At 70.9% G+C, this 21,954-nt stretch carries 21 protein-coding genes; 10 read left to right on the top strand and 11 right to left on the bottom strand.

The features are described from left to right. The first annotated feature begins 119 nt into the window (after window positions 1-119). A complete protein-coding gene (locus tag ACWD4O_RS08760) occupies window positions 120-1,634 on the top strand; it encodes a protein kinase domain-containing protein (protein ID WP_451278798.1) in 1,515 nt (504 codons plus the stop codon). A gap of 118 nt (window positions 1,635-1,752) precedes the next feature. Here ACWD4O_RS08760 and ACWD4O_RS08755 read toward each other — a convergent pair whose 3' ends face one another. Continuing rightward, window positions 1,753-2,766, bottom strand: coding sequence for a phosphotransferase (locus ACWD4O_RS08755; protein WP_451278796.1), 1,014 nt, complete (start codon window positions 2,764-2,766; stop codon window positions 1,753-1,755). 479 nt (window positions 2,767-3,245) lie between these two features. Between ACWD4O_RS08755 and pdhA the strand changes: the two genes are divergently transcribed. Genes pdhA through ACWD4O_RS08740 form a run of 3 tightly spaced genes read left to right on the top strand, consistent with a single transcriptional unit; the run spans window position 3,246 to window position 6,961 of the window. After that, a complete protein-coding gene (gene pdhA / locus ACWD4O_RS08750; protein ID WP_450946508.1) occupies window positions 3,246-4,439 on the top strand; it encodes a pyruvate dehydrogenase (acetyl-transferring) E1 component subunit alpha in 1,194 nt (397 codons plus the stop codon). Window position 4,440: 1 nt separating this feature from the next. Then, window positions 4,441-5,433: an alpha-ketoacid dehydrogenase subunit beta gene (locus ACWD4O_RS08745; protein WP_451278793.1), complete on the top strand. Its 993-nt coding sequence runs from the start codon at window positions 4,441-4,443 to the stop codon at window positions 5,431-5,433. 10 nt (window positions 5,434-5,443) lie between these two features. Then, window positions 5,444-6,961 (top strand): dihydrolipoamide acetyltransferase family protein, encoded by a 1,518-nt coding sequence (locus tag ACWD4O_RS08740; protein ID WP_451278791.1) that lies wholly within the window; start codon window positions 5,444-5,446, stop codon window positions 6,959-6,961. Window positions 6,962-7,063: 102 nt separating this feature from the next. On the opposite strand, the gene ACWD4O_RS08735 is transcribed toward ACWD4O_RS08740, so the two are convergent. Together ACWD4O_RS08735 and ACWD4O_RS08730 are read right to left on the bottom strand one after the other, a co-directional pair. Further along, the gene (locus ACWD4O_RS08735) at window positions 7,064-8,311 is read right to left on the bottom strand and encodes an MFS transporter (RefSeq protein ID WP_358802749.1); all 1,248 of its coding nucleotides are present in this window, start codon (window positions 8,309-8,311) and stop codon (window positions 7,064-7,066) included. 62 nt (window positions 8,312-8,373) lie between these two features. Then, entirely contained in the window at window positions 8,374-9,114 is a 741-nt protein-coding gene (locus ACWD4O_RS08730) for a GntR family transcriptional regulator (protein ID WP_451278789.1), read from the bottom strand. A gap of 224 nt (window positions 9,115-9,338) precedes the next feature. On the opposite strand from ACWD4O_RS08730, the gene ACWD4O_RS08725 reads away from it, so the two are divergent. After that, the gene (locus tag ACWD4O_RS08725) at window positions 9,339-10,241 is read left to right on the top strand and encodes a D-alanyl-D-alanine carboxypeptidase family protein (protein ID WP_451278787.1); all 903 of its coding nucleotides are present in this window, start codon (window positions 9,339-9,341) and stop codon (window positions 10,239-10,241) included. Window positions 10,242-10,328: 87 nt separating this feature from the next. Here ACWD4O_RS08725 and ACWD4O_RS08720 read toward each other — a convergent pair whose 3' ends face one another. Continuing rightward, on the bottom strand, window positions 10,329-11,153 hold the full coding sequence (locus ACWD4O_RS08720; protein ID WP_351905719.1) for a maleylpyruvate isomerase family mycothiol-dependent enzyme: 825 nt from the start codon (window positions 11,151-11,153) through the stop codon (window positions 10,329-10,331). A gap of 203 nt (window positions 11,154-11,356) precedes the next feature. Here ACWD4O_RS08720 and ACWD4O_RS08715 point away from each other — a divergent pair, with 203 nt between their 5' ends. Continuing rightward, the gene (locus tag ACWD4O_RS08715) at window positions 11,357-12,163 is read left to right on the top strand and encodes a carbon-nitrogen family hydrolase (RefSeq protein ID WP_451278784.1); all 807 of its coding nucleotides are present in this window, start codon (window positions 11,357-11,359) and stop codon (window positions 12,161-12,163) included. A 116-nt stretch (window positions 12,164-12,279) separates the two neighbouring features. On the opposite strand, the gene ACWD4O_RS08710 is transcribed toward ACWD4O_RS08715, so the two are convergent. From ACWD4O_RS08710 to ACWD4O_RS08695, 4 genes are all read right to left on the bottom strand, one after another. Further along, window positions 12,280-13,467, bottom strand: coding sequence for an ABC transporter permease (locus ACWD4O_RS08710; RefSeq protein ID WP_451278782.1), 1,188 nt, complete (start codon window positions 13,465-13,467; stop codon window positions 12,280-12,282). 47 nt (window positions 13,468-13,514) lie between these two features. Next, window positions 13,515-14,315, bottom strand: coding sequence for an ABC transporter ATP-binding protein (locus ACWD4O_RS08705; protein ID WP_451278780.1), 801 nt, complete (start codon window positions 14,313-14,315; stop codon window positions 13,515-13,517). Then, window positions 14,312-15,679: a peptidoglycan-binding protein gene (locus ACWD4O_RS08700; RefSeq protein ID WP_451278778.1), complete on the bottom strand. Its 1,368-nt coding sequence runs from the start codon at window positions 15,677-15,679 to the stop codon at window positions 14,312-14,314. The genes ACWD4O_RS08705 and ACWD4O_RS08700 overlap by 4 nt, the downstream gene beginning before the upstream one ends. A 79-nt stretch (window positions 15,680-15,758) precedes the next feature. Then, on the bottom strand, window positions 15,759-16,646 hold the full coding sequence (locus ACWD4O_RS08695) for a hypothetical protein (RefSeq protein WP_451278776.1): 888 nt from the start codon (window positions 16,644-16,646) through the stop codon (window positions 15,759-15,761). A 171-nt stretch (window positions 16,647-16,817) separates the two neighbouring features. Here ACWD4O_RS08695 and ACWD4O_RS08690 point away from each other — a divergent pair, with 171 nt between their 5' ends. The 3 genes from ACWD4O_RS08690 to ACWD4O_RS08680 are packed head-to-tail and all read left to right on the top strand — an operon-like array spanning window position 16,818 to window position 19,671. After that, window positions 16,818-17,507, top strand: coding sequence for a response regulator (locus tag ACWD4O_RS08690; RefSeq protein ID WP_451278774.1), 690 nt, complete (start codon window positions 16,818-16,820; stop codon window positions 17,505-17,507). Continuing rightward, window positions 17,504-19,087: a sensor histidine kinase gene (locus ACWD4O_RS08685; protein WP_451278772.1), complete on the top strand. Its 1,584-nt coding sequence runs from the start codon at window positions 17,504-17,506 to the stop codon at window positions 19,085-19,087. Before ACWD4O_RS08690 ends, ACWD4O_RS08685 begins: the two co-directional genes overlap by 4 nt. Next, window positions 19,084-19,671, top strand: a complete 588-nt coding sequence (locus ACWD4O_RS08680) for a hypothetical protein (protein ID WP_451278770.1) — start codon at window positions 19,084-19,086, stop codon at window positions 19,669-19,671. Before ACWD4O_RS08685 ends, ACWD4O_RS08680 begins: the two co-directional genes overlap by 4 nt. 11 nt (window positions 19,672-19,682) lie before the next feature. Here ACWD4O_RS08680 and ACWD4O_RS08675 read toward each other — a convergent pair whose 3' ends face one another. Continuing rightward, on the bottom strand, window positions 19,683-20,180 hold the full coding sequence (locus ACWD4O_RS08675; protein WP_451278768.1) for an LURP-one-related/scramblase family protein: 498 nt from the start codon (window positions 20,178-20,180) through the stop codon (window positions 19,683-19,685). Beyond that, entirely contained in the window at window positions 20,177-21,178 is a 1,002-nt protein-coding gene (locus ACWD4O_RS08670) for a helix-turn-helix domain-containing protein (protein ID WP_451278766.1), read from the bottom strand. Before ACWD4O_RS08670 ends, ACWD4O_RS08675 begins: the two co-directional genes overlap by 4 nt. A 52-nt stretch (window positions 21,179-21,230) precedes the next feature. On the opposite strand from ACWD4O_RS08670, the gene ACWD4O_RS08665 reads away from it, so the two are divergent. Further along, window positions 21,231-21,620 carry a cupin domain-containing protein gene (locus ACWD4O_RS08665; protein WP_451278764.1) on the top strand — a complete coding sequence of 130 codons (390 nt, stop codon included), beginning with the start codon at window positions 21,231-21,233 and terminating at the stop codon, window positions 21,618-21,620. A gap of 116 nt (window positions 21,621-21,736) precedes the next feature. Here ACWD4O_RS08665 and ACWD4O_RS08660 read toward each other — a convergent pair whose 3' ends face one another. After that, entirely contained in the window at window positions 21,737-21,901 is a 165-nt protein-coding gene (locus ACWD4O_RS08660) for a hypothetical protein (protein ID WP_334578730.1), read from the bottom strand. Window positions 21,902-21,954: the final 53 nt, after the last annotated feature.

Here is a 21,954-nt window from a genome sequence, read left to right as displayed (position 1 = left end):
AGCGTGGCCGACGGAGACCGTAACAACACCGCGCGCACCGCGGGCAGAAACGACGGCGAGGACTGATGGCACAGCAGCGCGCTCAGGGCCCGTCCGACCCCGAGGCGACTGGCGGCGGTATGTCAGATGCGCCGGAGAACTGGGGCAACGGCGGCTTGGTCGGGGACGGCCGGTATCGGCTCACCCACAGACTCGGCCGAGGCGGCATGGCCGAGGTGTTCGCGGCCGAGGACGTACGTCTCGGGCGCACCGTCGCGGTGAAACTGCTGCGCGCCGACCTCGCGGAGGACCCGACCTCGAAGGCCCGCTTCACACGCGAGGCCCAGTCGGTGGCCGGGCTCAACCACCACGCGATCGTCGCCGTGTACGACTCCGGCGAGGACTTCGTGGGCGGCCTGAGCGTGCCGTACATCGTGATGGAGATCGTCGAGGGACGCACGATCCGCGACCTTCTCCTCAATGCCGAGGCGCCCGGGCCGGAGCAGGCCCTGATCATCGTCTCCGGCGTCCTGGAGGCGCTCGCCTACTCGCACCAGCACGGCATCGTGCACCGCGACATCAAGCCGGCGAACGTGATCATCACGCACAACGGCGCTGTCAAGGTGATGGACTTCGGCATCGCGCGCGCCCTGCACGGCGCGTCCACGACGATGACGCAGACCGGCATGGTCATGGGCACGCCGCAGTACCTCTCCCCGGAGCAGGCGCTCGGCAAGGCCGTCGACCATCGCTCCGACCTGTACGCGACGGGCTGTCTGCTGTACGAACTGCTCGCGCTGCGGCCGCCGTTCACCGGTGAGACGCCGCTTTCGGTGGTCTACCAGCATGTGCAGGACATTCCGGTGCCGCCGTCGCAGACCTCGGACGGCGAGTGCCCGCCGGAGCTCGACGGCCTCGTCATGCGCTCACTGGCCAAGGACCCCGACGACCGGTTCCAGACGGCTGAGGAGATGCGCGGCCTCGTCCAGTACGGGCTGCAGATGCTGTACGACCAGGGCGCCCACACCGGCACCTGGAACACCGGCCCGGTCGGCGCGCACGACGGCCGGGGCACGCCCCCCGGCGGCTTCGCGCACACGACGGTGCTGCCGCACGGCGCCGACGGCTCCGCGACCTCGCAGATCCCGCAGCCGATCCTGCCCGCCGGTTACGGCGGCGGTGACGACGGCGGCTTCGAGGGCCACGGCAACAAGGGCAGCGGCAGCGGCAAGCTGTGGATACTCGCCGTCTTCGCGGTGATCGCCATCGCCGCGGGCGTCGCGCTCGCGCTGAACGGCCAGGGGAAGGGCAGCGGCGGCAGCGAGACCACGAAGTCGCCGTCCGTCTCACCGTCGGCCTCGACCTCGCCCAGCGCGTCGCCGACCGAAGAGGAGAGCGAGACGTCCACGGACGAGAGCACGGACGACGGCAGCGGCTCGGGCTCCGGATCGAGCTGGACGCCGTCCTACTCGCCGTCCTGGACGCCCTCGTCCAGCGCCTCCCAGTCGGCCAGCAGCGAGCCCACGGACGAGGAGACGGAGACTCAGCCGTCGGACGAGCCGACCGACACGGAGACCGAGACGAGCGACCCGAGCGGGGACCCGACGGGCGGCACGGAGGGCACCACCACCCTCGGCACCGGCCTCGGCGGCTGACCCCACCCGCCCGACCCGCCAGGCTCCCGGCCGTCGGCTTTTCTTCCACGTGCGCGTGGGCCCGAGACAGGGCTCCACGCGCGCGTGTCGTTTCCGGGCCGTGCGCCGGTGAGTCCGCTCAGTCGGTGAACGCCCCGCACACCGCGTCGTACTCGCGTGTCCACCACACCGCGAGGGCCGAGGCGGCCGGGAACTGGGAGTCCGCGCGGGTGTCGCCGCGCTCGTAGTGCCAGCGCAGCATCCAGAAGTCGTTGAGCCGCTCCCACCACACGCGGTGCACGGCCGCCGCCAGTTCGGAGGGCGAGGCGTCGGCCGTGCGTCGGTACGCGCGTGCGTACGCCCTCGTCCTCGGCAGGTCGAGGGCGCCGTCGGGCCGGACGAAGAAGATGGCGGCGGCGCGGACGGCCTCCTCCGCGCGGGGCTGCACGCCGAGCCGGTCCCAGTCGACGATGGCGGCGGGGGCGTCCCCGCGGTAGAGCAGGTTGAACGGGTGGAAGTCCCCGTGCACCCAGCCGACCGGGCCGCTGTGCGGGGGACGCCGGTCCGCGTGGCGTTCCAGCAGCGTGCGCCGCTCCAGGAGGCGGTGGCGGGCGAGCTCGTCGAAGGAGTCGGCGGGGCGGTGCCGGCGCACGCGCGCGAGGAGGTCGTCGATGAGCGTGAACGTGTCGGCAGGGGTGGTGCGCTCCCGTTCGTGCGCCGGTAGTACGGGCTCCGCGCCCCCTGAAGGCATCACGTGCTCCAGGCCGGCGTGCACCACCCCCAGCAGAGCCCCCAGGCGGCCGCACTGGCCGGGGGTGAGCTGGGCGCCGTGCCGGTGGCGGCCGTCGATCCAGGGGTGGAGGGCGTAGGCGTGGCCGCCGACGACGGCGACGGTGCGTCCGTCGTGGCCGGGCAGCGGGGGAGCGACCGGGACGCCGAGGTCGGCCAGCCGCGCGGTGGCCCGGTGCTGGCGGGCGATGGAGACGGGGTCGGCGGTGTCCGGATCGAAGTGGTGCTTGAGGAAGTAGCGGCCTCGGGTGGTGTGCAGCCGGTAGCCGCGGTTCAGCAGTCCCTCCTCGACGGGCTCGCAGGCGAGCGCTGCGCCGGCGGTGTAGCGGCGGAGCAGGGCGCTCAGAGGGGGCGCGTGGGGCACTGAGGGTGGTACACAGGAGCGCGGCACGCGCCCGATGCTAGGGCACGATGCGAGGCTGTGAGCTGGGCGTTGTCACAGACAGTCACCGAAGGTCAACCGGGGACACGGACGGTCGCCGACGGTCGTCCGCCGCCTCGTACGCCCCGGCGCATCACCCGACGACCCGCCCGAAGACGGACTCTTCCCGTGGCCGGGGTGGCCGGGATAACGTGCCGTTGCTCCGGCCTCCTGCAAGGCTGTGACCAGGTGCCTTCCCGACTTTGCCGATTTACTTGGAAATCCAAGCAAAAACGCAGGTCAGGAGGGGTTTCACAGAAATGTGGAGCACTGGGTAACGTGATGACTGCAGGGCGCTCGCCGGAGCACCTGTCACGCCTGTTCCGGCCGAGTGACACCCACCCCGTGCACGGGTGTCGGATACAGGTGAGCCGCACTGGTCACCCGGCAACCCCGGGGGCCGGACCGACGGAGGAGCACACGTGACCGTGGAGAGCACTGCCGCGCGCAAGCCGCGACGCAGCGCAGGAGGCAAGGCCGGCGCCACCGGCACCGAGCGCACCCGCACCGCCGCCAGGAAGAGCGCCGAGCCCGAGCTCGTGCAGCTGCTGACGCCGGAGGGCAAGCGGGTCAAGAACAACAAGAACGCCGAGTACGCCGAGTACGTCGCCGGTGTCACCCCCGAAGACCTCCGCGGCCTCTACCGCGACATGGTGCTCACCCGTCGCTTCGACGCCGAGGCCACCTCCTTGCAGCGCCAGGGCGAACTGGGTCTGTGGGCCTCGCTGCTCGGCCAGGAGGCCGCCCAGATCGGCTCCGGCCGGGCCCTGCGCGACGACGACTACGTCTTCCCGACCTACCGCGAGCACGGCGTCGCCTGGTGCCGCGGAGTCGACCCGACCAACCTGCTGGGCATGTTCCGCGGTGTGAACAACGGCGGCTGGGACCCCAACAGCAACAACTTCCACCTCTACACCATCGTCATCGGCTCCCAGACGCTGCACGCGACGGGCTACGCGATGGGCGTCGCCAAGGACGGCGCGGACAGCGCGGTGATCGCCTACTTCGGCGACGGCGCCTCCAGCCAGGGCGACGTCGCTGAATCGTTCACCTTCTCCGCGGTCTACAACGCCCCGGTCGTGTTCTTCTGCCAGAACAACCAGTGGGCGATCTCCGAACCCACCGAGAAGCAGACCCGCGTCCCGCTCTACCAGCGCGCGCAGGGCTACGGCTTCCCGGGCGTCCGCGTCGACGGCAACGACGTCCTGGCCTGCCTCGCGGTCACCCGGTGGGCGCTGGAGCGGGCCCGCAACGGCGAGGGACCCACCCTCGTCGAGGCGTACACATACCGCATGGGCGCCCACACCACCTCCGACGACCCGACGAAGTACCGGGCCGACGAGGAGCGCGAGTCCTGGGAGGCGAAGGACCCGATCCTGCGTCTTCGCCGCCACCTCGAGGCCTCAAACCACACGGACGAGGGATTCTTCGCGGAACTCGACGCGGAGAGCGAGGCGTTGGGCAGACGAGTGCGCGAAGCGGTCCGTGCCATGCCGGACCCGGACCACTTCGCCATCTTCGAGAACGTGTACGCGGACGGGCACGCGCTCGTCGACGAGGAGCGGGCCCAGTTCGCCGCCTACCAGGCGTCGTTCGCGGACGAGGGGGGAAACTGACATGGCGGACAGCGTGACGTCCAAGAACCTGGCCCTGGCCAAGGCGATCAACGAGTCGCTGCGCCGCGCCCTGGAGGCGGACCCCAAGGTCCTGATCATGGGAGAGGACGTCGGCAAGCTCGGCGGCGTCTTCCGGGTCACCGACGGTCTGCAGAAGGACTTCGGCGAGAGCCGCGTCATCGACACCCCGCTCGCGGAGTCGGGCATCGTCGGCACGGCCATCGGACTGGCCCTGCGCGGCTACCGCCCGGTGGTGGAGATCCAGTTCGACGGCTTCGTCTTCCCCGCCTACGACCAGATCGTCACCCAGCTCGCGAAGATGCACGCGCGCTCCCTGGGCAAGGTCAAGCTCCCGGTCGTCGTCCGCATCCCCTACGGCGGCGGGATCGGCGCGGTCGAGCACCACTCGGAGTCGCCCGAAGCCCTCTTCGCGCATGTGTCGGGCCTGAAGATCGTCTCCCCGTCCAACGCGTCCGACGCGTACTGGATGATGCAGCAGGCCATCCAGAGCGACGACCCGGTGATCTTCTTCGAGCCCAAGCGGCGCTACTGGGACAAGGCCGCGGTCGACACCGAGGCGATCCCCGGCCCGCTGCACAAGGCCCAGGTCGTCCGCGAGGGCACCGACCTGACCCTCGTCGCCTACGGCCCGATGGTGAAGCTCTGCCAGGAGGTCGCCGCCGCGGCCGCCGAGGAGGGCAAGAACCTGGAGGTCCTGGACCTGCGCTCGGTGTCCCCGATGGACTTCGACTCGATCCAGGCGTCGGTCGAGAAGACCCGCCGCCTGGTCGTCGTCCACGAGGCGCCGGTGTTCTTCGGCTCGGGCGCGGAGATCGCCGCCCGGATCACCGAGCGCTGCTTCTACCACCTGGAGGCACCGGTCCTGCGGGTCGGCGGCTATCACGCCCCGTACCCGCCGGCGCGCCTGGAGGAGGAGTACCTGCCTGGCCTGGACCGGGTGCTCGACGCCGTCGACCGTGCCCTGGCGTACTGAGGAGAGGGTCGTGACGACGATGACGGAAGCGTCCGTACGCGAGTTCAAGATGCCCGACGTGGGCGAGGGGCTCACCGAGGCCGAGATCCTCAAGTGGTACGTCCAGCCCGGCGACACGGTGACGGACGGCCAGGTGGTGTGCGAGGTCGAGACGGCCAAGGCCGCCGTCGAGCTGCCCATCCCCTACGACGGGGTGGTGCGCGCGCTGCACTTCCCCGAGGGCACCACGGTCGACGTGGGCACGTCGATCATCGCGGTGGACGTGGCGGGCGGGGCGGGCGGGGCGACCGGCCCGTCCGGCACCCCGGTCGCCGAACTGCCGGCGCAGGCTCCCGCACAGACGCAGACGCCGACCCCGACGCCGACGCCGACGCAGGCACCGGCGGCACCGGCGGCCGCGGCGGTTGCGGAGAAGAAGTCCGAGGCGGCGAAGCCCGCCGGCTCCGGTCGCCAGCCGGTGCTCGTCGGGTACGGCGTGGCCGTGTCCTCGACCAAGCGGCGTCCGCGCAAGGGCCCGGAGATCACGCTCCCGCAGGTCCCGGACACGGTGCTGACGGAGCTGAACGGCCACGGCAGCGCGCGCGCCGTGAAGGAGCGCCCGCTGGCCAAGCCGCCGGTGCGCAAACTGGCCAAGGACCTGGGCGTCGACCTCGCCACGGTGGCCCCGTCCGGCCCGGACGGCATCATCACCCGCGAGGACGTCCACGCGGCGGCGGCCCCGGTCGCGCCGACGGCCGAGCCGGTGACGCAGGCGGTACAGGCGCAGGTCACGGCCCCCGCGGCCGCGCCCGTGGCGTCGGCGCCCGCACCGGCGTCGTACGACACGGCGCGTGAGACCCGGGTCCCGGTCAAGGGCGTCCGCAAGGCGACGGCGGCGGCGATGGTCGGCTCGGCGTTCACCGCGCCGCATGTCACGGAGTTCGTGACGATCGACGTGACGCGCACGCTGAAGCTGGTCGAGGAGCTCAAGCAGGACAAGGACCTGCACGGCCTCAGGGTCAACCCGCTCCTCGTCATCGCCAAGGCCCTGCTGGTCGCCATCAGACGCCACCCGGAGATCAACGCCTCCTGGGACGAGGCGGCGCAGGAGATCGTGGTCAAGCACTACGTCAACCTGGGCATCGCGGCCGCGACCCCTCGGGGGCTGCTGGTCCCGAACATCAAGGACGCCGACCGCAAGACGCTGCCGCAGCTGGCGGAGTCCCTGGGCGAGTTGGTGTCGACGGCGAGGGACGGAAAGACCTCCCCGGCCGCGATGCAGGGCGGCACGGTGACCATCACCAACGTCGGCGTCTTCGGCGTCGACACCGGCACACCGATCCTCAACCCCGGCGAGTCCGCGATCCTCGCGGTCGGCGCGATCAAGCTCCAGCCGTGGGTCCACAAGGGCAAGGTGAAGCCGCGTCAGGTGACGACACTGGCGCTGAGCTTCGACCACCGTCTGGTGGACGGCGAGCTGGGCTCGAAGGTGCTGGCGGACGTGGCGGCGATCCTGGAGCAGCCGAAGAAGCTGATCACCTGGGGGTAGCGGCGCGCCGACCGCGACAGCGGCCGCGGACGGTCACCTCGTACCGTCCGCGGCCGCTGTCCCCTCCCCCTCAAGCCGTGCGCGGCGAATCGTCTGCCGTGGCTACGCCGGTACGTGGACCGTCTCCACCCGGCTTGCCACCAGACGTTCCCGTTCCCGGCGGGCCGCCCGCTTGCGCAGGCGCAGGATCTGGCTGACGCCGAGCGCCTGGAGGACGAAGACGCAGGAGAAGGCGATCCGGTAGTTGCCGCCGGTCGCGTCCAGCAGCACGCCGACCGCGAAGAGCGTCGTCATCGACGCCACGAAGCCGCCCATGTTCGTGATGCCGGACGCGGTTCCCTGGCGCTCGGGCGGGTTCGCCGGGCGGGCGAAGTCGAAGCCGAGCATCGAGGCGGGGCCGCATGCGCCGAGGACCGCGCAGAGTGTGACGAGGAGCCACATCGGCGCCCGGTCGCCGGGGTAGACCAGCGTGGTCGCCCAGATCAGGGCCGTCGCGCCCACCGTGCCCAGGGCCAGCGGGAGCCGCGCCTCGTGATGCCGGGCGACGATCTGGCCGTAGACCAGGCCCACCACCATGTTGCACAGGACCACGAGCGTGAGCAGTTCGCCGGCCGTCGCCCGGGACAGTCCCTGAGCCTCCACCAGGAACGGCAGGCCCCACAGGAGCAGGAACACCATCGCCGGGAACTGGGTGGTGAAGTGCACCCACAGGCCGAGCCGGGTGCCGGGCTCACGCCAGGACGCGGCGATCTGCCGACGCACGTACGCCGCGCCGTGGTGCGGGAACGGCTCGGGCTCGTGGCCCTCGGGGTGGTCCTTCAGGAAGAGCAGCAGCAGGACCAGGACCACCACTCCCGCGAGCGCGCTGCCCGCGAAGGCGGCCGTCCAGCCGATGCCGTGCAGAAGGCGGGCCAGGACGAGGGTGGAGACCAGGTTGCCCGCCATACCCGCGAGGCCCGCGCACTGGGCGACCAGCGGTCCGCGGCGCGCCGGGAACCACCGGGTGCCCAGCCGCAGCACGCTGATGAACGTCATCGCGTCCCCGCAGCCGAGCAGTGCGCGTGAGGCGAGGGCCGTGCCGTAGGACGGGGAGAAGGCGAAGCCGAGCTGGCCGGCCGTGAACAGCACGACGCCGATGGTCAGCACCTTCTTGGTGCCGAGCCGGTCGACCAGCAGGCCCACCGGTATCTGCATGCCCGCGTAGACGAGGAGCTGGAGGATCGAGAAGGTCGACAGGGCGGAGGCGTTCACATGGAAGCGGTCGGCGGCGTCGAGACCCGCCACTCCCAGCGAGGTACGGAAGATGACCGCGACGAAGTAGACCGAGACGCCGATGCCCCAGACGGCGATCGCGCGCCGTCCGCCGGGCGGGTCACCCGGAAGGGTGGAGTTCGCGCTGCGGGCTCCGGCGTTCACCGGACCTCCCCGCGGGCCAGGTGGGAGAACCAGTCGACGTGCCGGTGCACGATCTCGACGGCCCGCTCGGCGTCGCCGGCGCGCAGGGCCGAGAGGATCTCCTCGTGCTCGGTGAGCGTCTTGGCGATCCGGTCGGGGTGCGAGTGCATGATGGCGACGCCCATCCGCAGCTGACGGTCGCGGAGTTGGTCGTACAGCCTCGACAGGATCTCGTTGCCGCCGCTGCGGACGATCTCCGCGTGGAAGCAGCGGTCGGTCACGGCGGCCGCGGCCAGGTCGCCCGCCGCGGCCTGCTCCTTCTGCTTCGCGAGCAGCTCCTCCAGCCGCTCGATCAGCGCGGCCGACGCGGGGACCGCCTTGCGCGCCGCGTGCTCCTCCACCAACAGACGGGTCTCCACGACGTCCGCGATCTCCTGTGCGGAGACCGGCAGGACCAGGGCGCCCTTCTTGGGGTAGAGCTTGATCAGCCCCTCCACCTCCAGCCGCAGCAGCGCCTCCCGCACCGGGGTGCGCGAGACGCCCACGGCCTCGGCGAGCTCTCCCTCGGTGAGGAGGGTGCCGCCCTGGTAACGGCGGTCCAGGACGCCCTGTTTGACGTGGGCGTACACACGGTCGGCGGCGGGCGGCTGCTTGACGGCGACGGAAGCGGGTGCGGGCGTGGGTGCGGGAACGGGTGCGGGAACGGTCGTGGCCGAGGGGGTGGAAGCAGTGGGGACGGGCGGGGCGGAGGACTGCATGCCCACAGGATAGATACAACACGTACGCATCGGGGGGACCGGTCCAGAATGCGGGACCAACGGTGAGTGACGGGTAAGAGTTTCGGCGAGTAATCGGAAATTCGACCCAGCAGGCGCACAACCTTGTGTGCTACTTACGTGTCACACACGTGCGGCCCCTTCTTCTTTGTCTTTCCAACTCGGCCGCACCGCAGGGGCATTCCGACGTAATCGGGGTATTTAAGTTGATAACCGCCACAAAGGGTTTCCGAGTCCGCAGGGCCGCAGCCGTTGCCTTCACGGCCGGCGCAGTGCTCGCGACCGGAGCCCTCACCGCGGCACCCGCACAAGCAGTCACGGTTCCCACGATCGCCGCCAAGACCGGCTTCGTGGCGAACAACGCGACCGGTGCCGCCCTGTACAACAAGGCTGGAACCACCAAGCTCTCCATCGGCTCCACCACGAAGATCATGACGGCCAAGATCGTGCTGTCCCAGGCGAACCTGAACCTGGACGCCAAGGTCACCATCGTGAAGGCGTACAGCGACTACATCGTCGCGAAGGGCGCCTCGTCGGCCCGACTCATCGTCGGCGACAAGGTCACCGTCCGTCAGCTGCTCTACGGGCTGATGCTGCCGTCCGGCTGTGACGCCGCGTACGCGCTGGCCGACAAGTTCGGCACCGGCACCACCCGCGCCGCTCGCGTGAAGTCGTTCATCGGCAAGATGAACACCACGGCGAAGGCGCTGGGCATGACGAACACGAAGTTCGACTCGTTCGACGGCATCGGCAACGGTTCGAACTACTCGACCGCCCAGGACCTGACGAAGCTCGGCATCAACGCGATGAAGGGCGCGAACTTCCGCGCGATCGTCAAGACCAAGTCGTACACGGCCAAGACGATCACCAAGACCGGTTCCACCCGCACCATGGCGGCCTGGACCAACACCAACACGCTGCTCACCACCTACAGCGGCGCGATCGGCCTGAAGACGGGCTCCGGCCCCGAGGCGAAGTACTGCCTCGTCTTCTCCGCCACCCGCAACGGCAAGACCGTCACGGGCACGGTGCTGGCGTCCACGTCGGCGTCGGTGCGCGCCGCCGACGCGAAGAAGCTGCTGGACTACGGCTTCGCCAGGCTGGGCTGACGCTCGCAGGTACATCCAGAACGGGCCCGTCGTGTTTCTCACGACGGGCCCGTTCTGTTCGCCACCGCACCCCCCGGTGAGCGTGTCCTACTTCGTGACCGCGAAGTTCCGCAGGATCGCCGCCGTCAGCTCCGGCTCCCCCTCCGCCTTCACCCGGTCCGCGACCGCCTCCGCCGTCACCCGGCCGCAGGCCAGCCGGACGTACGTCTCCCAGTCGAGGGTGAACGCGGCGGCCGGGCCGAGCGCGGGGGCCGTCTCCAGGGTGCCGCGGCCGTTGATGTCGACGCGGATGGTGCGCAGGAACTCGATCGGCCCGTGCACGTCGAAGACGACCGCGGAGCTGCGCGGGGCGCCGGACTTCTCGGCGACGACCGCCGGGAGCGCGGCCAGCAGCGCGTCACGCGCGATGTGCGCGCCGGGGGAGTCGAGGTTGCCGGGGCGGCCGAGGGAGGCGCGCAGATCCTGCTCGTGCACCCACACGTTGAACGCGTGGCCCCGCATGGACTCCTCGAGCGTGAGCTCGGTGCCGAGCGGGCCGCGCACCACCTGGGTGGGCTGACGCGACTCGTTGCGCAGCTGCCGGTTGCGGCGGATGACCGTGTACTCCAGCTCGGACGTCATCTCCGGCGCCGTGTGGTGGCGGCGGACGTCGACCTGCATCTCCATGTAGCGCTGGATGTCGTTGGTGACGTGGTACAGGTCACGAGGGAGGGTGTGGATGGGGCGCGGGTCGCCGTACATCTCGCAGTCCAGCCCGATGACATGCGACACGATGTCGCGTACCGACCAGCCGGGGCACGGTGTCCGGCGGTTCCAGTCCGCCTCGACCAACGGCAGCACCAGCTCGGATATCGCTTCGATGGAGTGGGTCCAGGCGTCGGCGTAGGGCTGGAGGGTGGGATGCAGACTCACGGAAACGGGACCCCTCGGCGGTCGGTACTCGGGTGGGTTGTGGCGGCGTTGCCAGCGGGAGGTGGCGGATGTCGGCGGATGTCGGCGGGTGTCGACGGGTGTTTTGAAACGCTAAGTTACGCTGCTGTGAGGCACCCCGGCAGTGCTTTCGTGTGACGATCGTAGGCCTGTGTGGACTACTCGAATGCCAGGACGGTGGTACTGTGCGCGCCTCTCTGATCCAGATCGCCGTAGAAGAGGGCGAATCGGTCGAATCGCGGCGGGTGCGGGTCGCCGCGCTGGTAAGAGAGCAGGCCGGCGCCGCCGACCTCGTGGTGCTGCCGGAGCTGTGGACGACCGGCGCGTTCGCCTATGAGGAGTTCGGCAGCGAGGCCGAGCCCCTGGAGGGGCCGACGTACGAGGCGATGGCCAAGGCCGCGAGCGACGCGGGCGTCTGGCTGCACGCGGGCTCGATCCCGGAGCGGGACCCCGAGGGCACCCTGTACAACACGTCTCTCGTCTTCTCCCCCTCAGGTGAGCCGGTCGCCGCCTATCGCAAGATCCACCGCTTCGGCTTCGACAAGGGCGAGGCCGTGCTGATGGGCGCGGGCGAGGAGCTCGTGACCGTCCGCCTTCCCGAGACGACCGTCGGCCTCGCCACCTGTTACGACCTCCGTTTCCCCGAACTCTTCCGCGGTCTCGTCGACGCCGGAGCCGAGACCCTGGTGATCCCCGCGGGCTGGCCGGAGCGCCGCCGGGCGCACTGGACGCTGCTGGCTCAGGCGCGGGCGGTCGAGAACCAGGCGTTCGTGCTTGCGTGTGGAACGGCCGGCACGCACGCCGGGGTTCCACAGGCGGGTCACTCGATCGTGGTCGATCCGTGGGGCGAGGTACTGGCGGAGGCGGGCGCCGGCGAGGAGATCCTCACGGTCGACTTCGACCCCGCGAAGGTCGCGACGACGAGGGAGCAGTTCCCGGCCCTGAAGGACCGGGTGCTGGGCCTGCGACGGCCGGTGCGCCGTAGTCCCTGACGGATCCGCAGACGGCCGGCCTCGGTTCCGGTCCGTCCGCGGCACGCCCGGCCGGGCAGGTCCCGGCCGGGACCTGCCCGGCAGCCAGGTACTCCCCTAGCCGCGAAGAGCGTCGACTAGGAGCGAAGGGCGTCGACGGGTTCCATGCGGGAGGCGCGCAGTGACGGGTAGAGACCCGCCAGGAGTCCGACGAGGGCTCCGGCGACCGGGGCTCCGAGAGCGAGACGGACGTCCAGGACCGGAGTCCAGTCCCTGACGGCGGAGACGGCCACCACGACGACCATGCCCAGCACGGCGCCGATGACGCCGCCGAGGAGTCCGATGGTCGTCGACTCCACCAGGAACTGGCCGGCGACCTGTCGTCGCGAGGCGCCGAGCGCGCGGCGCAGTCCGATCTCCCCGATCCGCTCCATGACCGTCACCAGTGTCACGTTGGCGATGCCGATGGCCCCGACCACCAGCGAGACCAGTCCGAGTACCAGGAACAGGCCGTTGACGTCGCCCTGCACTCCCTTGCGTGCCTTGGCCGGGTCCGGCGGCGCCGTGACGGCGAGGGCGTCCTCGGCGCCGGGGGCCAGCGCGATCGGCGCCTGGTGGGCGACCTGGTCCGCCGCGCCGAGCGCGGTGTTGATCAGCACCCGGGTCACCGTTCCCAGGCCCAACCGGTCCTCGGCCGTCGTGGGCGGCAGGATCACGGCGGTGGAGACCTGCTGTTCCCGCTCGGCGTCGCCGAGGATCCCGATCACGGTGTAGGCCTGGCCCTTCAGGAAGACCGCGGGGGAGTCCCGTACCGAGGTGATGCCGAGGAGTCGTGCGGCCTGGTCGCCGAGCACCGCCACTCGGTCGTGCCGGGCGATGTTGCCGTCGTCGAAGAAACGCCCGGTGGTCATCCTGCCGCGCACCGCGGCGGGCAGCGTGGGGGACGCGGCGAGAACCGCCATGGTCTGGTCGGTGACGTCCCCCGGGGAGACCACGTCGTTCGCCCGTACCTGGACGCTCGCGGTGTCGGTGGAGTCCGCGATCGCCGCCACCGAATCGACCCCGGCCAGCCGCTGGACCGCGTTCACCCCCGACCAGTCGACGAGCGGGACGGAGCCGGCCTGCCCCGGTACCTCCACGGTGACCGAAGTGGCGGTGAGGGCGTCGAACCGGCCGACGATCTGATTGCCCGCCGTGGCCGAGACCCCGATGGTGATGACCAGGGTGGTGATGCCCAGAACCGTGCCCAGTGTGGTCAGGGCGGAGCGGGTCGGACGGGCGAGCACCCCTGCCAGCGCCTCGGTCCACAGGTCCCTGAAGTCCATCCAGGGACGCTCGATGCCTTTGGCCCTGCCGCGGCGCCGTGCGGCCCTCACCGGCTCTCCTTCGTGAGCAGGCTCTCCTCCGTGAGCGGGCTCTCCTCCGTGAGCAGGCCGTCGTTGATCCTGACCCGCCGGTCGGCCCGCTTGCTGACCGCCTCCTCATGGGTGATCACGACCAGGGTCATGCCCTGTTCGGACAGTTGGTCGAAGAGGTCGAGCACGGACTCGGTGTTCTCACTGTCGAGGTTGCCGGTGGGCTCGTCGCAGAGCAGCAGGGCGGGCTCGCTCATCAGCGCCCGGGCGATCGCCACCCGCTGCCTCTCACCACCGGAGAGCCGGTCGGGCCGGAAGCCGGACCGGTGCGCCAGGCCCACCCGTTCCAGCGCCTCCCCGGCTCTGGTGCGGCGGCCGGCCCGGCCGCGCCCGGGGCGCGGCCGGCGGTAGGCCTCGGCGAGCATGACGTTCTCGTCGACCGTCCGGTAGGGCAGCAGATGGAAGGACTGGAAGACGAACCCGATCCGGCTGCCGCGCAGCGAGGTGCGCTCCAGGTCGCCGAGCCGGTTGGTCTCCACCCCGTCGAGCCAGTAGGCGCCCGAGGTGGGGCGGTCCAGCAGCCCCAGGGTGTTGAGCAGCGTCGACTTGCCGGAGCCGGACGGGCCGACGATGGACAGGTGTTCGCCACGCCGGAGGGTCAGGTTCACGTCCCGCAGGGCGTGCACCGGCGGTTCGGAGTCGAAGGTCCGGTCGACGGAGACGAGTCGGATGACCGTGTCTGTGTCCGGGTCCGGGTCCGGGTCCGTGTCCGGGTACGGGTACGGGTCGGGCACGACGGACGCCGGTGGGCCGGTCATTGTCCGATCACCACCTGATCGCCCGCCTTCAGGGCGTCACCGGACGGTGTGACCTCCACCTGTCCCTCCGCCGAGAGACCCGCCTTGACCTTGACGTCCACCACCTTGCCGCCGCGTCGGACCCGCACCTTGGCCTGTCCGTCGGCCGAGGTGTGCAGCGCGGCGATGGGCACGGCCAGCACGTCACCGTCCGACGAGCCCACCTTGATGGTCACCTTCGCGGATCCGTTGGCGTTCTTGGCCAGATCCCCCGACGGGATGGAGATCTGCACCGGCACGGGAGCCGACGCGTCATCACTCCCGTCATTCGTCGTTCCCTGCTGGGTTTGACCGCCCGTCGTGTCGATCTTCGGCACATCGTCGCCCAGTGCCACGAGTTCGCCCTCCACCTTCTTGCCGTCGGGCGTCTCCACCTGCGCTGTCATGCCCTTGTGGAGCAACTTGGCGTCGCCGGCCGGCACCACGGCCCGCACCACGACCTTGGAGCTGGTCACGGTGCCGACCGGTCCGGACGGGGTGTCACCGGTCTTCACCGCCACCTTGTCCAGCCGGGCCGGCAGGTCCGGCAGGAAGACCAGCTCACCCGCGGGGACTTTGGTTCCGTAGCCGGCCCGGAAGGCGAAGAGTGCGTCGTTGGCCGCGTCCAACTGCTGCTGTGCTGCCTTGAGCTGGAGCTTTCCGGCTTCGCCACTGGTGTCCGTACCGCTGGCGGAACTGGTGTCCGTGCCGCTGCCGGACCCCTCGGTGTCGTCGCCCGGGTTCCGGGCCGAGAGGAGGGACTGCTGCGCGGTGGTCACAGCCGCTTCCAGCGTTCCCAACTGCTGCTTGTCCGCAACGCCGGGCTCCTGCGCGACGAAGCCCTTGCTCTTGTACCAGCGGCTCACGGCCGCGGCATCCTCCTGCCCGTACTGCCCGGTGGCCCCACCGGGGTTGAATCCGAGCCGGGTCAGGGCCCGTTCGAGCTGCTTGACATCGTCTCCGGACGTGCCGGGACCCAGCGTGCGGTACATCGGTACGGATCCGCGCAGCACCAGGACCGGTCGCCCGCTCACCTGCATCAGCACGTCGCCCTCCTTCACCTCCGACCCGGCGACCGGAGCTTTGGTGACGCGCTGGACGACGGTGTCGGTGGACCCGGATCCCCCGGAGCCGGAATCCGGGGGGCCGACGGGCCCGGCCAGGGCCAGGCTCTGCGGTGAGGCGAACTCCACCGAGCCCTGGGCCACCACACTCGCGGTCAGCGACCGGCGCTCGACCGCGACGGTGACCGGTCCGGCCTTCGGGGGCTGACGTGCGGCGGCGGCATCGGCCGGCGACTGCATCCGCGATCCGGCGAACCACCCGCCGGCTCCCACCAGCGCCACCGCGGCGACGATGATCCCCAGCTGCCTGGGACGGCTGCTCTCACGCTTCAGCCGCCGCCTCGGTGCTCGGGACGACGGTTCACCCGGCACCGGTGGATCCCGGGTTCTTGAAGAACTTCGGGAAGTAGGCGGCCCGGAAGTCCTTGCCGCACTCCAGGTCCTTCATCGCCAGGGCGATCTCCTTGGTGAGCAGCGGCAGAGCCTCCTCCTTGCTCAGGGATTCCGTGGTGGTCCCGTCGGGGTTCTCCGCGGCGGCCGCGCCCCCGCCCCCGCCACCGGGGGGAGCAGACGCGGACGCCTGGAGTTTCACCATTTCCCCGATGCTGGTCGGTTGCGTGGTCGTGACGGGGATGCCGTCCCGCTTCAGACACGAGGCGTACGACTGCGCGAGGCCGACCAGCTTCTGATCACCGTTGAGTGCCTGCGCGTTCTCCTGACTCCGTGACGACGCGTCCAGCAGCTCCTTGGGCGAGGTGGAGCCGTACACCTTCTTGTTGGCCGTTGCCAGGCAACCGGTCCAGTCGTTCTGGCCCTCCTCCGAGCCCGGGACGGATCCGAGCGCCTTGTCGTAGGCGGTCTTCTGTGCGGGAGTGAGCGTTTCGACGTATTTCGCGTTCTCCGAGGGCTCGTTCGCCGACCTGTCGCCCATCAGCTCGGGGTCGTCGGGGTAGACGGCGCGCGCGGTGTAGCCGAAGCCGTACTTCTGCCGGAACTTCTTGGTGACTTCGTAGTCCGCCCCGTCGGTGGTCCAGGTGGACGCGGGATCGATGGGGGCGACGGCGGTATAGGTGAACCCCTGCTCCGTCATGCAGTCCGCGATCGCGTTCTCCACGAGGTACTGGTTCTTGAGTTCCGCACCGGCGTCCGCGGGAACGTCGAGTTGTCCCGCCGACCCGGCCGATTGCTTCCCGGCGGAGGCGGTCTCGCCGTCCGCTCCGCAAGCCGCCAGCAGCGGTAGCAGACTCACCGCCACGGCCAGTTTCCGAACAGTGCGGGATCCAGGCATTCTCTCCATGACTTCCAGCGTGGTGACCGGAGTTGATCGCCTCTGGCCCGGATGATGACCCTTCTGTAACGGCCTTCGGGGAGGGGCTCTTTCCGGGACGGTCGCCGAACGCGATCTGCCTACACTCCCGGAGTGCCGCGAGTCCTGATGATCGAAGACGACTTGGACGTCCGTGATGCCGTCCGCCTGGCGCTGCGACACCAGGGACATGAGGTCTTCGCCGCCGGAACCGGTGAAGAGGGACTGGAACAGCTCCGCCCCTTCCGCCCGGACGTCGTCGTGCTCGACCTCATGCTGCCCGGCATTTCCGGCCTCGACGTGTGCCGGCGGATAAGGGAGCGCGGCCAGGTGCCGATCATCATGGTGACCGGCAAGGGGGACGACGCCGACGTCGTCACGGGGCTGGAGGCCGGCGCCGACGACTACGTCGTCAAGCCCGTGCACGCCCGGGTGCTCGACGCGCGCATACGGGCCGTACTGCGCAGCCACGACGCGTCGCTCTCCGACGGCGTCCGTCCCAGGGCGGAGTCGCACGGCGAGCTGGTCATCGACCGCGTCGGGCTCGCGGTGACACACCGCGGTGAACCCGTCCCACTCGCCCCCTCCGAGTTCCGGCTGCTGCTGACCCTGTCGGCCTCGCCGGGCCGGGTGTTCAGCCGCCAGGAGCTGCTGGAAGCGGTCTGGGAGCACAGCTACTACGGGGACATACGGCTCGTGGACGCCTGTGTGAAGCGCCTGCGCGGCAAGCTCGGTGAGCTGGGCGGGGACCCCCGGTACATCCAGACCGTACGCGGCTTCGGCTACCGCTTCGGTTCCCCGTGAGCGGCGGGCGGGGCCCCGGGCCGGTGCGGGTCGTCCGGGCGGTCCTGGCGCGCGTCCCGCCGGCGTGGGGCGGACTGCGCCGCCGCCTGGTGGCGGCCTTCGCCCTGGTGGCTGTGACCAGTGCCCTGAGCACCGGAGCCCTCGCCTTCCGGGAGGCGCGCACGGGGGTGCTGCAGCAGAGCCAGGACTCCGTCATCCAGCAGTTCCGCACCGGCGTTCACAACGCCGTGGCTGCCTACGCCCCGCCGGAGCCGGGCCAGTCGGACCTGCAGAGGGTGGTGGACCAGCTGCTCCAGGCCAACCAGTCACAGGGGTGGCGGGTCATGGCCACGTACGGCGGCCTCCGCGCCGCCGCGCCGAGTCCCGAGTTCGACAAGCTGAGTCCGGGACTGCTCCGGTCCGTACGGGCCGAGCGCGCCGCGGTGTTCCAGCGGGTGAGCGCCGACGGGCGTCCCTTTCTCGTCGTCGGAATGCCGGTCACGTACAACCCCGGCGAGGGCACGGAGTCCAGGCTCTCGGGGCTCGTGCTGTACCTGGTGGTGCCGCAGGACACCGAACAGGCCTACGTCGAAGCGATGGTCAGCGGCATCGAGCGCGCCACCCTGGTGACCCTGGGCCTCGCCGTCGGCCTGGCGCTGCTGGCCGCGAGCGGCGTGCTCCGCCCCGTGCGGGCGTTGCGCCGGGCCACGGACCGGATGGCCGAGGGGCACCTCGACGTCCGGCTGGCCGTCAACGGTTCCGACGAGCTGGCCGACCTCTCGCGGTCCTTCAACGACACGGCGGCCGCACTGGAGCAGTCGGTCGCGGAGTTGCGCCGTCTGGAGGCCCAGGCGCGCCGCTTCGTCGCGGACGTCTCCCATGAACTGCGGACGCCGCTGGCGGCGATGTCGGCGGTCACCGACGTACTCGACGAGAAGGCGCTGAACCTGGACCACGAGACGAGTGACGCGCTGCGGCTCATCAGCGAGGGAACGAGTCGGCTGAGCGGGCTGGTGGGAGACCTGATGGAGGTCTCCCGCTTCGACGCGGGCGCGGCCGAACTCAACCTGGACGAGATCGACCTGGCCGAGTCCGTACGGCGCACCCTCTCCGCCCGGGGCTGGCAGGACCGGGTGGAGACCCGGCTGCCCCCACCGGGCGTGCTCAGGGCGCGCGTGGATCCGCGCCGGCTCGACGTGGTGATGGCCAATCTGGTCGGCAACGCGCTGCGGCACGGGGCGCCGCCGGTGCGGCTGACCCTGGGCGTGCGGGAGGAGCGGGCGGACGTGGCGTGGGCCGTGATCACAGTGACCGACGACGGACCGGGGATCGCCGAGGACGCCATGCCGCATATCTTCGAACGTTTCTACAAGGCGAGCACCTCACGGACCCGGAGCGAGAGCAGCGGACTGGGCCTGGCCATCACGGCGGAGAACGTTCGTCTGCACGGCGGACGCATCAGTGCGGCGAATCCGGCCGGGGGCGGTTCGGCGTTCACGGTCGAACTCCCCCTGCACCGCGACTCCGCAGCCGACGCCGACGCCGCAGCCGACCCCGACGCTGACGACGCCGTCGATGCCACAGGAGGCGGCGACCGGTGAAGGGCTCGCGCGTACCGGCGCTGCTGGTCGGGCTCACGGCCGTGCTCACGCTGGCGGCGTGCGGGGTCCCCCCGTCCGACGTCATCCGGGCCGGCCCGCCGGCGAGCGGCATGGCTCCTCCGCGCCCGAAGGTGCCCAGCGTCATCCGCCTCTATTTCCTGCACGACGGCGATCTGACGCCCTACCCCCGCGAGGTCGACGACCGCGGGGACCTCGGGGTCGTCGTACGCCTGCTGTTCGGCGGACCGACCGCGGGCGAGGCCGGGACGGCCACCACGGAACTGCCCCGCCTGACGGACACACCGGACGTCGCGATCGGGGGCGATCTCACCATCTCCGTCCAGCTCCCCGAGGGCGTTCCTCCGCTCAGTCATCCGGCCATGCTGCAGTTGGCCTGCACGGTGGCTGTCACGGCCGAGCCGGTCGCCGCGCAGCCTGCGGAAGTGAACCAGGGCGACGGCGCCGTCGCGGCTCCTTCCGGCGGTGATGCGGAAACCGCCTCCGCACCCACGATCGTCCAGGTGCTCGGGGACGGATGGACGATGACTCAGTCGGACGCCGCGTGCCCCCGAGAAGCCTCCTAGCCCTCCCGGTGTCAGTCGTGCCCCCGCTCCTTCTCGGCCAGGTGGATCACGCACACCGCCACCGCGATGAGCAGCGCCGGATCCGCGTCCTCCCGGACGACGTCGACGCCGTACGTGTCCCGGATGTGCAGCCACCGCCGGGAGACGACGGCCAGCAGTTCGCCGTCGTACTCGACCGCGAACTCCCGGGCGAGGATCTTGCCGCTGACGTCGAGTTCGGTGCGGCCGTCCGCCAGGGCGACCCGATAGTGGTTGCGCAGCAGCGACAGCCGCTTGCGCCGGATGGTGGCCAGCGGCGCGCCGTCCCGTTCGATCACCATGGTGTCCCGCAGGGCGAACATCTTCTGGCGGATGTCGATCAGGACCCGCCCGCTGGTGTCCTTCAGTTCGAAGGTGTCCCGCAGCCGCATCGCCTTGCCGTCGACCAGGTACACCCTGTCGCCTCGGTCGTCCTCGATCCAGTAGTCGTCACCGATGCCGAGGAGCCGGTCGCGTACGAGGAATCTCATGTCGTCACCGGTTCCCCGGCAGCCGGTCCGAAACGCCGTCTGTAGGCCGATGGGCTGAGTCCGGTCTCGCGCCGCACGCGTGCGCGCAGGTTGGCGGCCGTCCCCAGCCCGGCCCTCGCCGCCACCACGTCCAGCCGCTCCTCGCCGCGCTCGATCAGCCGGCAGGCGAGCGCGACCCGTTCCCCGGTGAGCCAGGCCAGCGGGGTCGTGCCGAGCTGGGCGCGGAACCTGCGGTGCAGGGTGGCGGGGGAGACGGCCGCGCGGGCCGCCATCCCCGCCACCGTCAGCGGCTCCCCCAGCCGCTTCCGTGCCCAGGTCAGCAGGGGTGCCAGCGACTCGTCGGGCACGTCAGGCAGCGGCCGTTCCACGAACTGCCGCTGGCCGCCGTCGCGGTGCGCGGCGAACACCAGCCGGCGCGACACCGCGTTGGCGATCTCCGCGCCGTGGTCCCGCCGTACGACGTACAGCCCGAGGTCGAGCGCGGCGGCGCTGCCGGCGGCGGTCAGGATGTCGCCCTCGTCGATGAAGAGGACGTCGGGTTCGAGCCGTACGCCGGGATGCAGCGTGCGGAAGAGGTCGGCCCACATCCAGTGCGTGGTGGCGCGGCGGCCGTCCAGCAGCCCCGCCTCGGCGAGCGCGAAGCTGCCGGTGCACAGGCTCATGACCCGTGCCCCGCGCGCGTGGGTGCGCCGGATCGCGTCGAGGACGTCGTCCCCGCGCGGTACGACGTTGTCGGGGCGGCCGGGCACGACGAGGGTGTCCGCGTCGTCCACGGCGTCCAGCCCCGGCACTCCGGTGACGGTGAAGAAGCCGTGGTTCATCCGCACGTCGGGGGTGGGCGCGCAGAGCGTGACCGTGTACAGCGGTCCGGGCAGTCCGAGTTCGGGCCTCGGGAGCCCGAACAGTTCGGTGGCGACGCCGACCTCGAAGGGATTCGTCCCCTCGTCGACGACGACGGCCACTCTGTGCGGGGTGCGGTGCGAGGATCCTTGCGGCATGTGCGATTCCTAGCACTCGCCGGACTCCAGGGGCAGCCCCACGATGAGGGACATGACCAGCGAACCCGTCTCCCTCCCCGCCGCCCTCGCCTCGTTCACCGAGCAGTGGAGCCCCCGCATCGTCACCACCGTCAACGACTACGACGTCCGTGTCACCCACGTCGAGGGCGAGCACCTCTGGCACGTCCACGACGACACGGACGAGTTCTTTCTGGTCCTGGAGGGGGAGCTCCGGATCTCCCTGCGCGAGGCGGAGGGCGAGCGCACCGTGACTCTTCCCAAGGGCTCCGTCTTCACGGTCCCGCGTGGCATCGAGCACAAGCCGTACGCGCCCGTGGCCACCGAGATCCTCCTGCTCGAACCGACCGGCACCTCAACGGTCGGCGACCGCCACGAGGCCGTCCCGGCGCATGTGGACGCGACGACGGGTCACGCGCTCTGAGCGTTCCGGGGAGCCGACCGGGGAGTGGATTTCCCGCACCTTCTTCTCCCTGACCTGCGACCACAGCCGGCCGGGACGGTGCTGACTCCCTGAACGGCCCCCCGAAAGTGCGGGGGTCAGCGGCGGCGTGGGCGCGGGGCCAGCTTGTAGAGGGCCATGCCCGCGGCCACCAGGGTGGTGGCCGTGACGAGCAGCGCCATGCTGTTCAGCCACAGACCGGTGGCCGCCAGCGTGGCGCCGCCCGCGCCGGTGGTGCCGGCGCCGATCACTCTTCCGTACATCGTGCTTCTCCTAGCGGGATGTGGTTCGGGGTGGGTTCGGGGTGGATGCGTGG

The sequence above is a fragment of the Streptomyces sp. NPDC002623 genome (assembly GCF_053592635.1).
Note: the sequence above shows the minus strand (reverse complement) of the source record. Positions and strands in the feature narration are given on the sequence as shown.

Coding starts and splice junctions, on each gene's coding strand:
- ACWD4O_RS08670 (WP_451278766.1), bottom strand. CDS start 21,178: ATGCCGCAAGGATCCTCGCACCGCACCCCGCACAGAGTGGCCGTCGTC.
- ACWD4O_RS08675 (WP_451278768.1), bottom strand. CDS start 20,180: ATGAGATTCCTCGTACGCGACCGGCTCCTCGGCATCGGTGACGACTAC.
- ACWD4O_RS08745 (WP_451278793.1), top strand. CDS start 4,441: ATGGCGGACAGCGTGACGTCCAAGAACCTGGCCCTGGCCAAGGCGATC.
- ACWD4O_RS08660 (WP_334578730.1), bottom strand. CDS start 21,901: ATGTACGGAAGAGTGATCGGCGCCGGCACCACCGGCGCGGGCGGCGCC.
- ACWD4O_RS08710 (WP_451278782.1), bottom strand. CDS start 13,467: ATGGACTTCAGGGACCTGTGGACCGAGGCGCTGGCAGGGGTGCTCGCC.
- ACWD4O_RS08665 (WP_451278764.1), top strand. CDS start 21,231: ATGACCAGCGAACCCGTCTCCCTCCCCGCCGCCCTCGCCTCGTTCACC.
- ACWD4O_RS08730 (WP_451278789.1), bottom strand. CDS start 9,114: ATGCAGTCCTCCGCCCCGCCCGTCCCCACTGCTTCCACCCCCTCGGCC.
- ACWD4O_RS08705 (WP_451278780.1), bottom strand. CDS start 14,315: ATGACCGGCCCACCGGCGTCCGTCGTGCCCGACCCGTACCCGTACCCG.
- ACWD4O_RS08760 (WP_451278798.1), top strand. CDS start 120: ATGTCAGATGCGCCGGAGAACTGGGGCAACGGCGGCTTGGTCGGGGAC.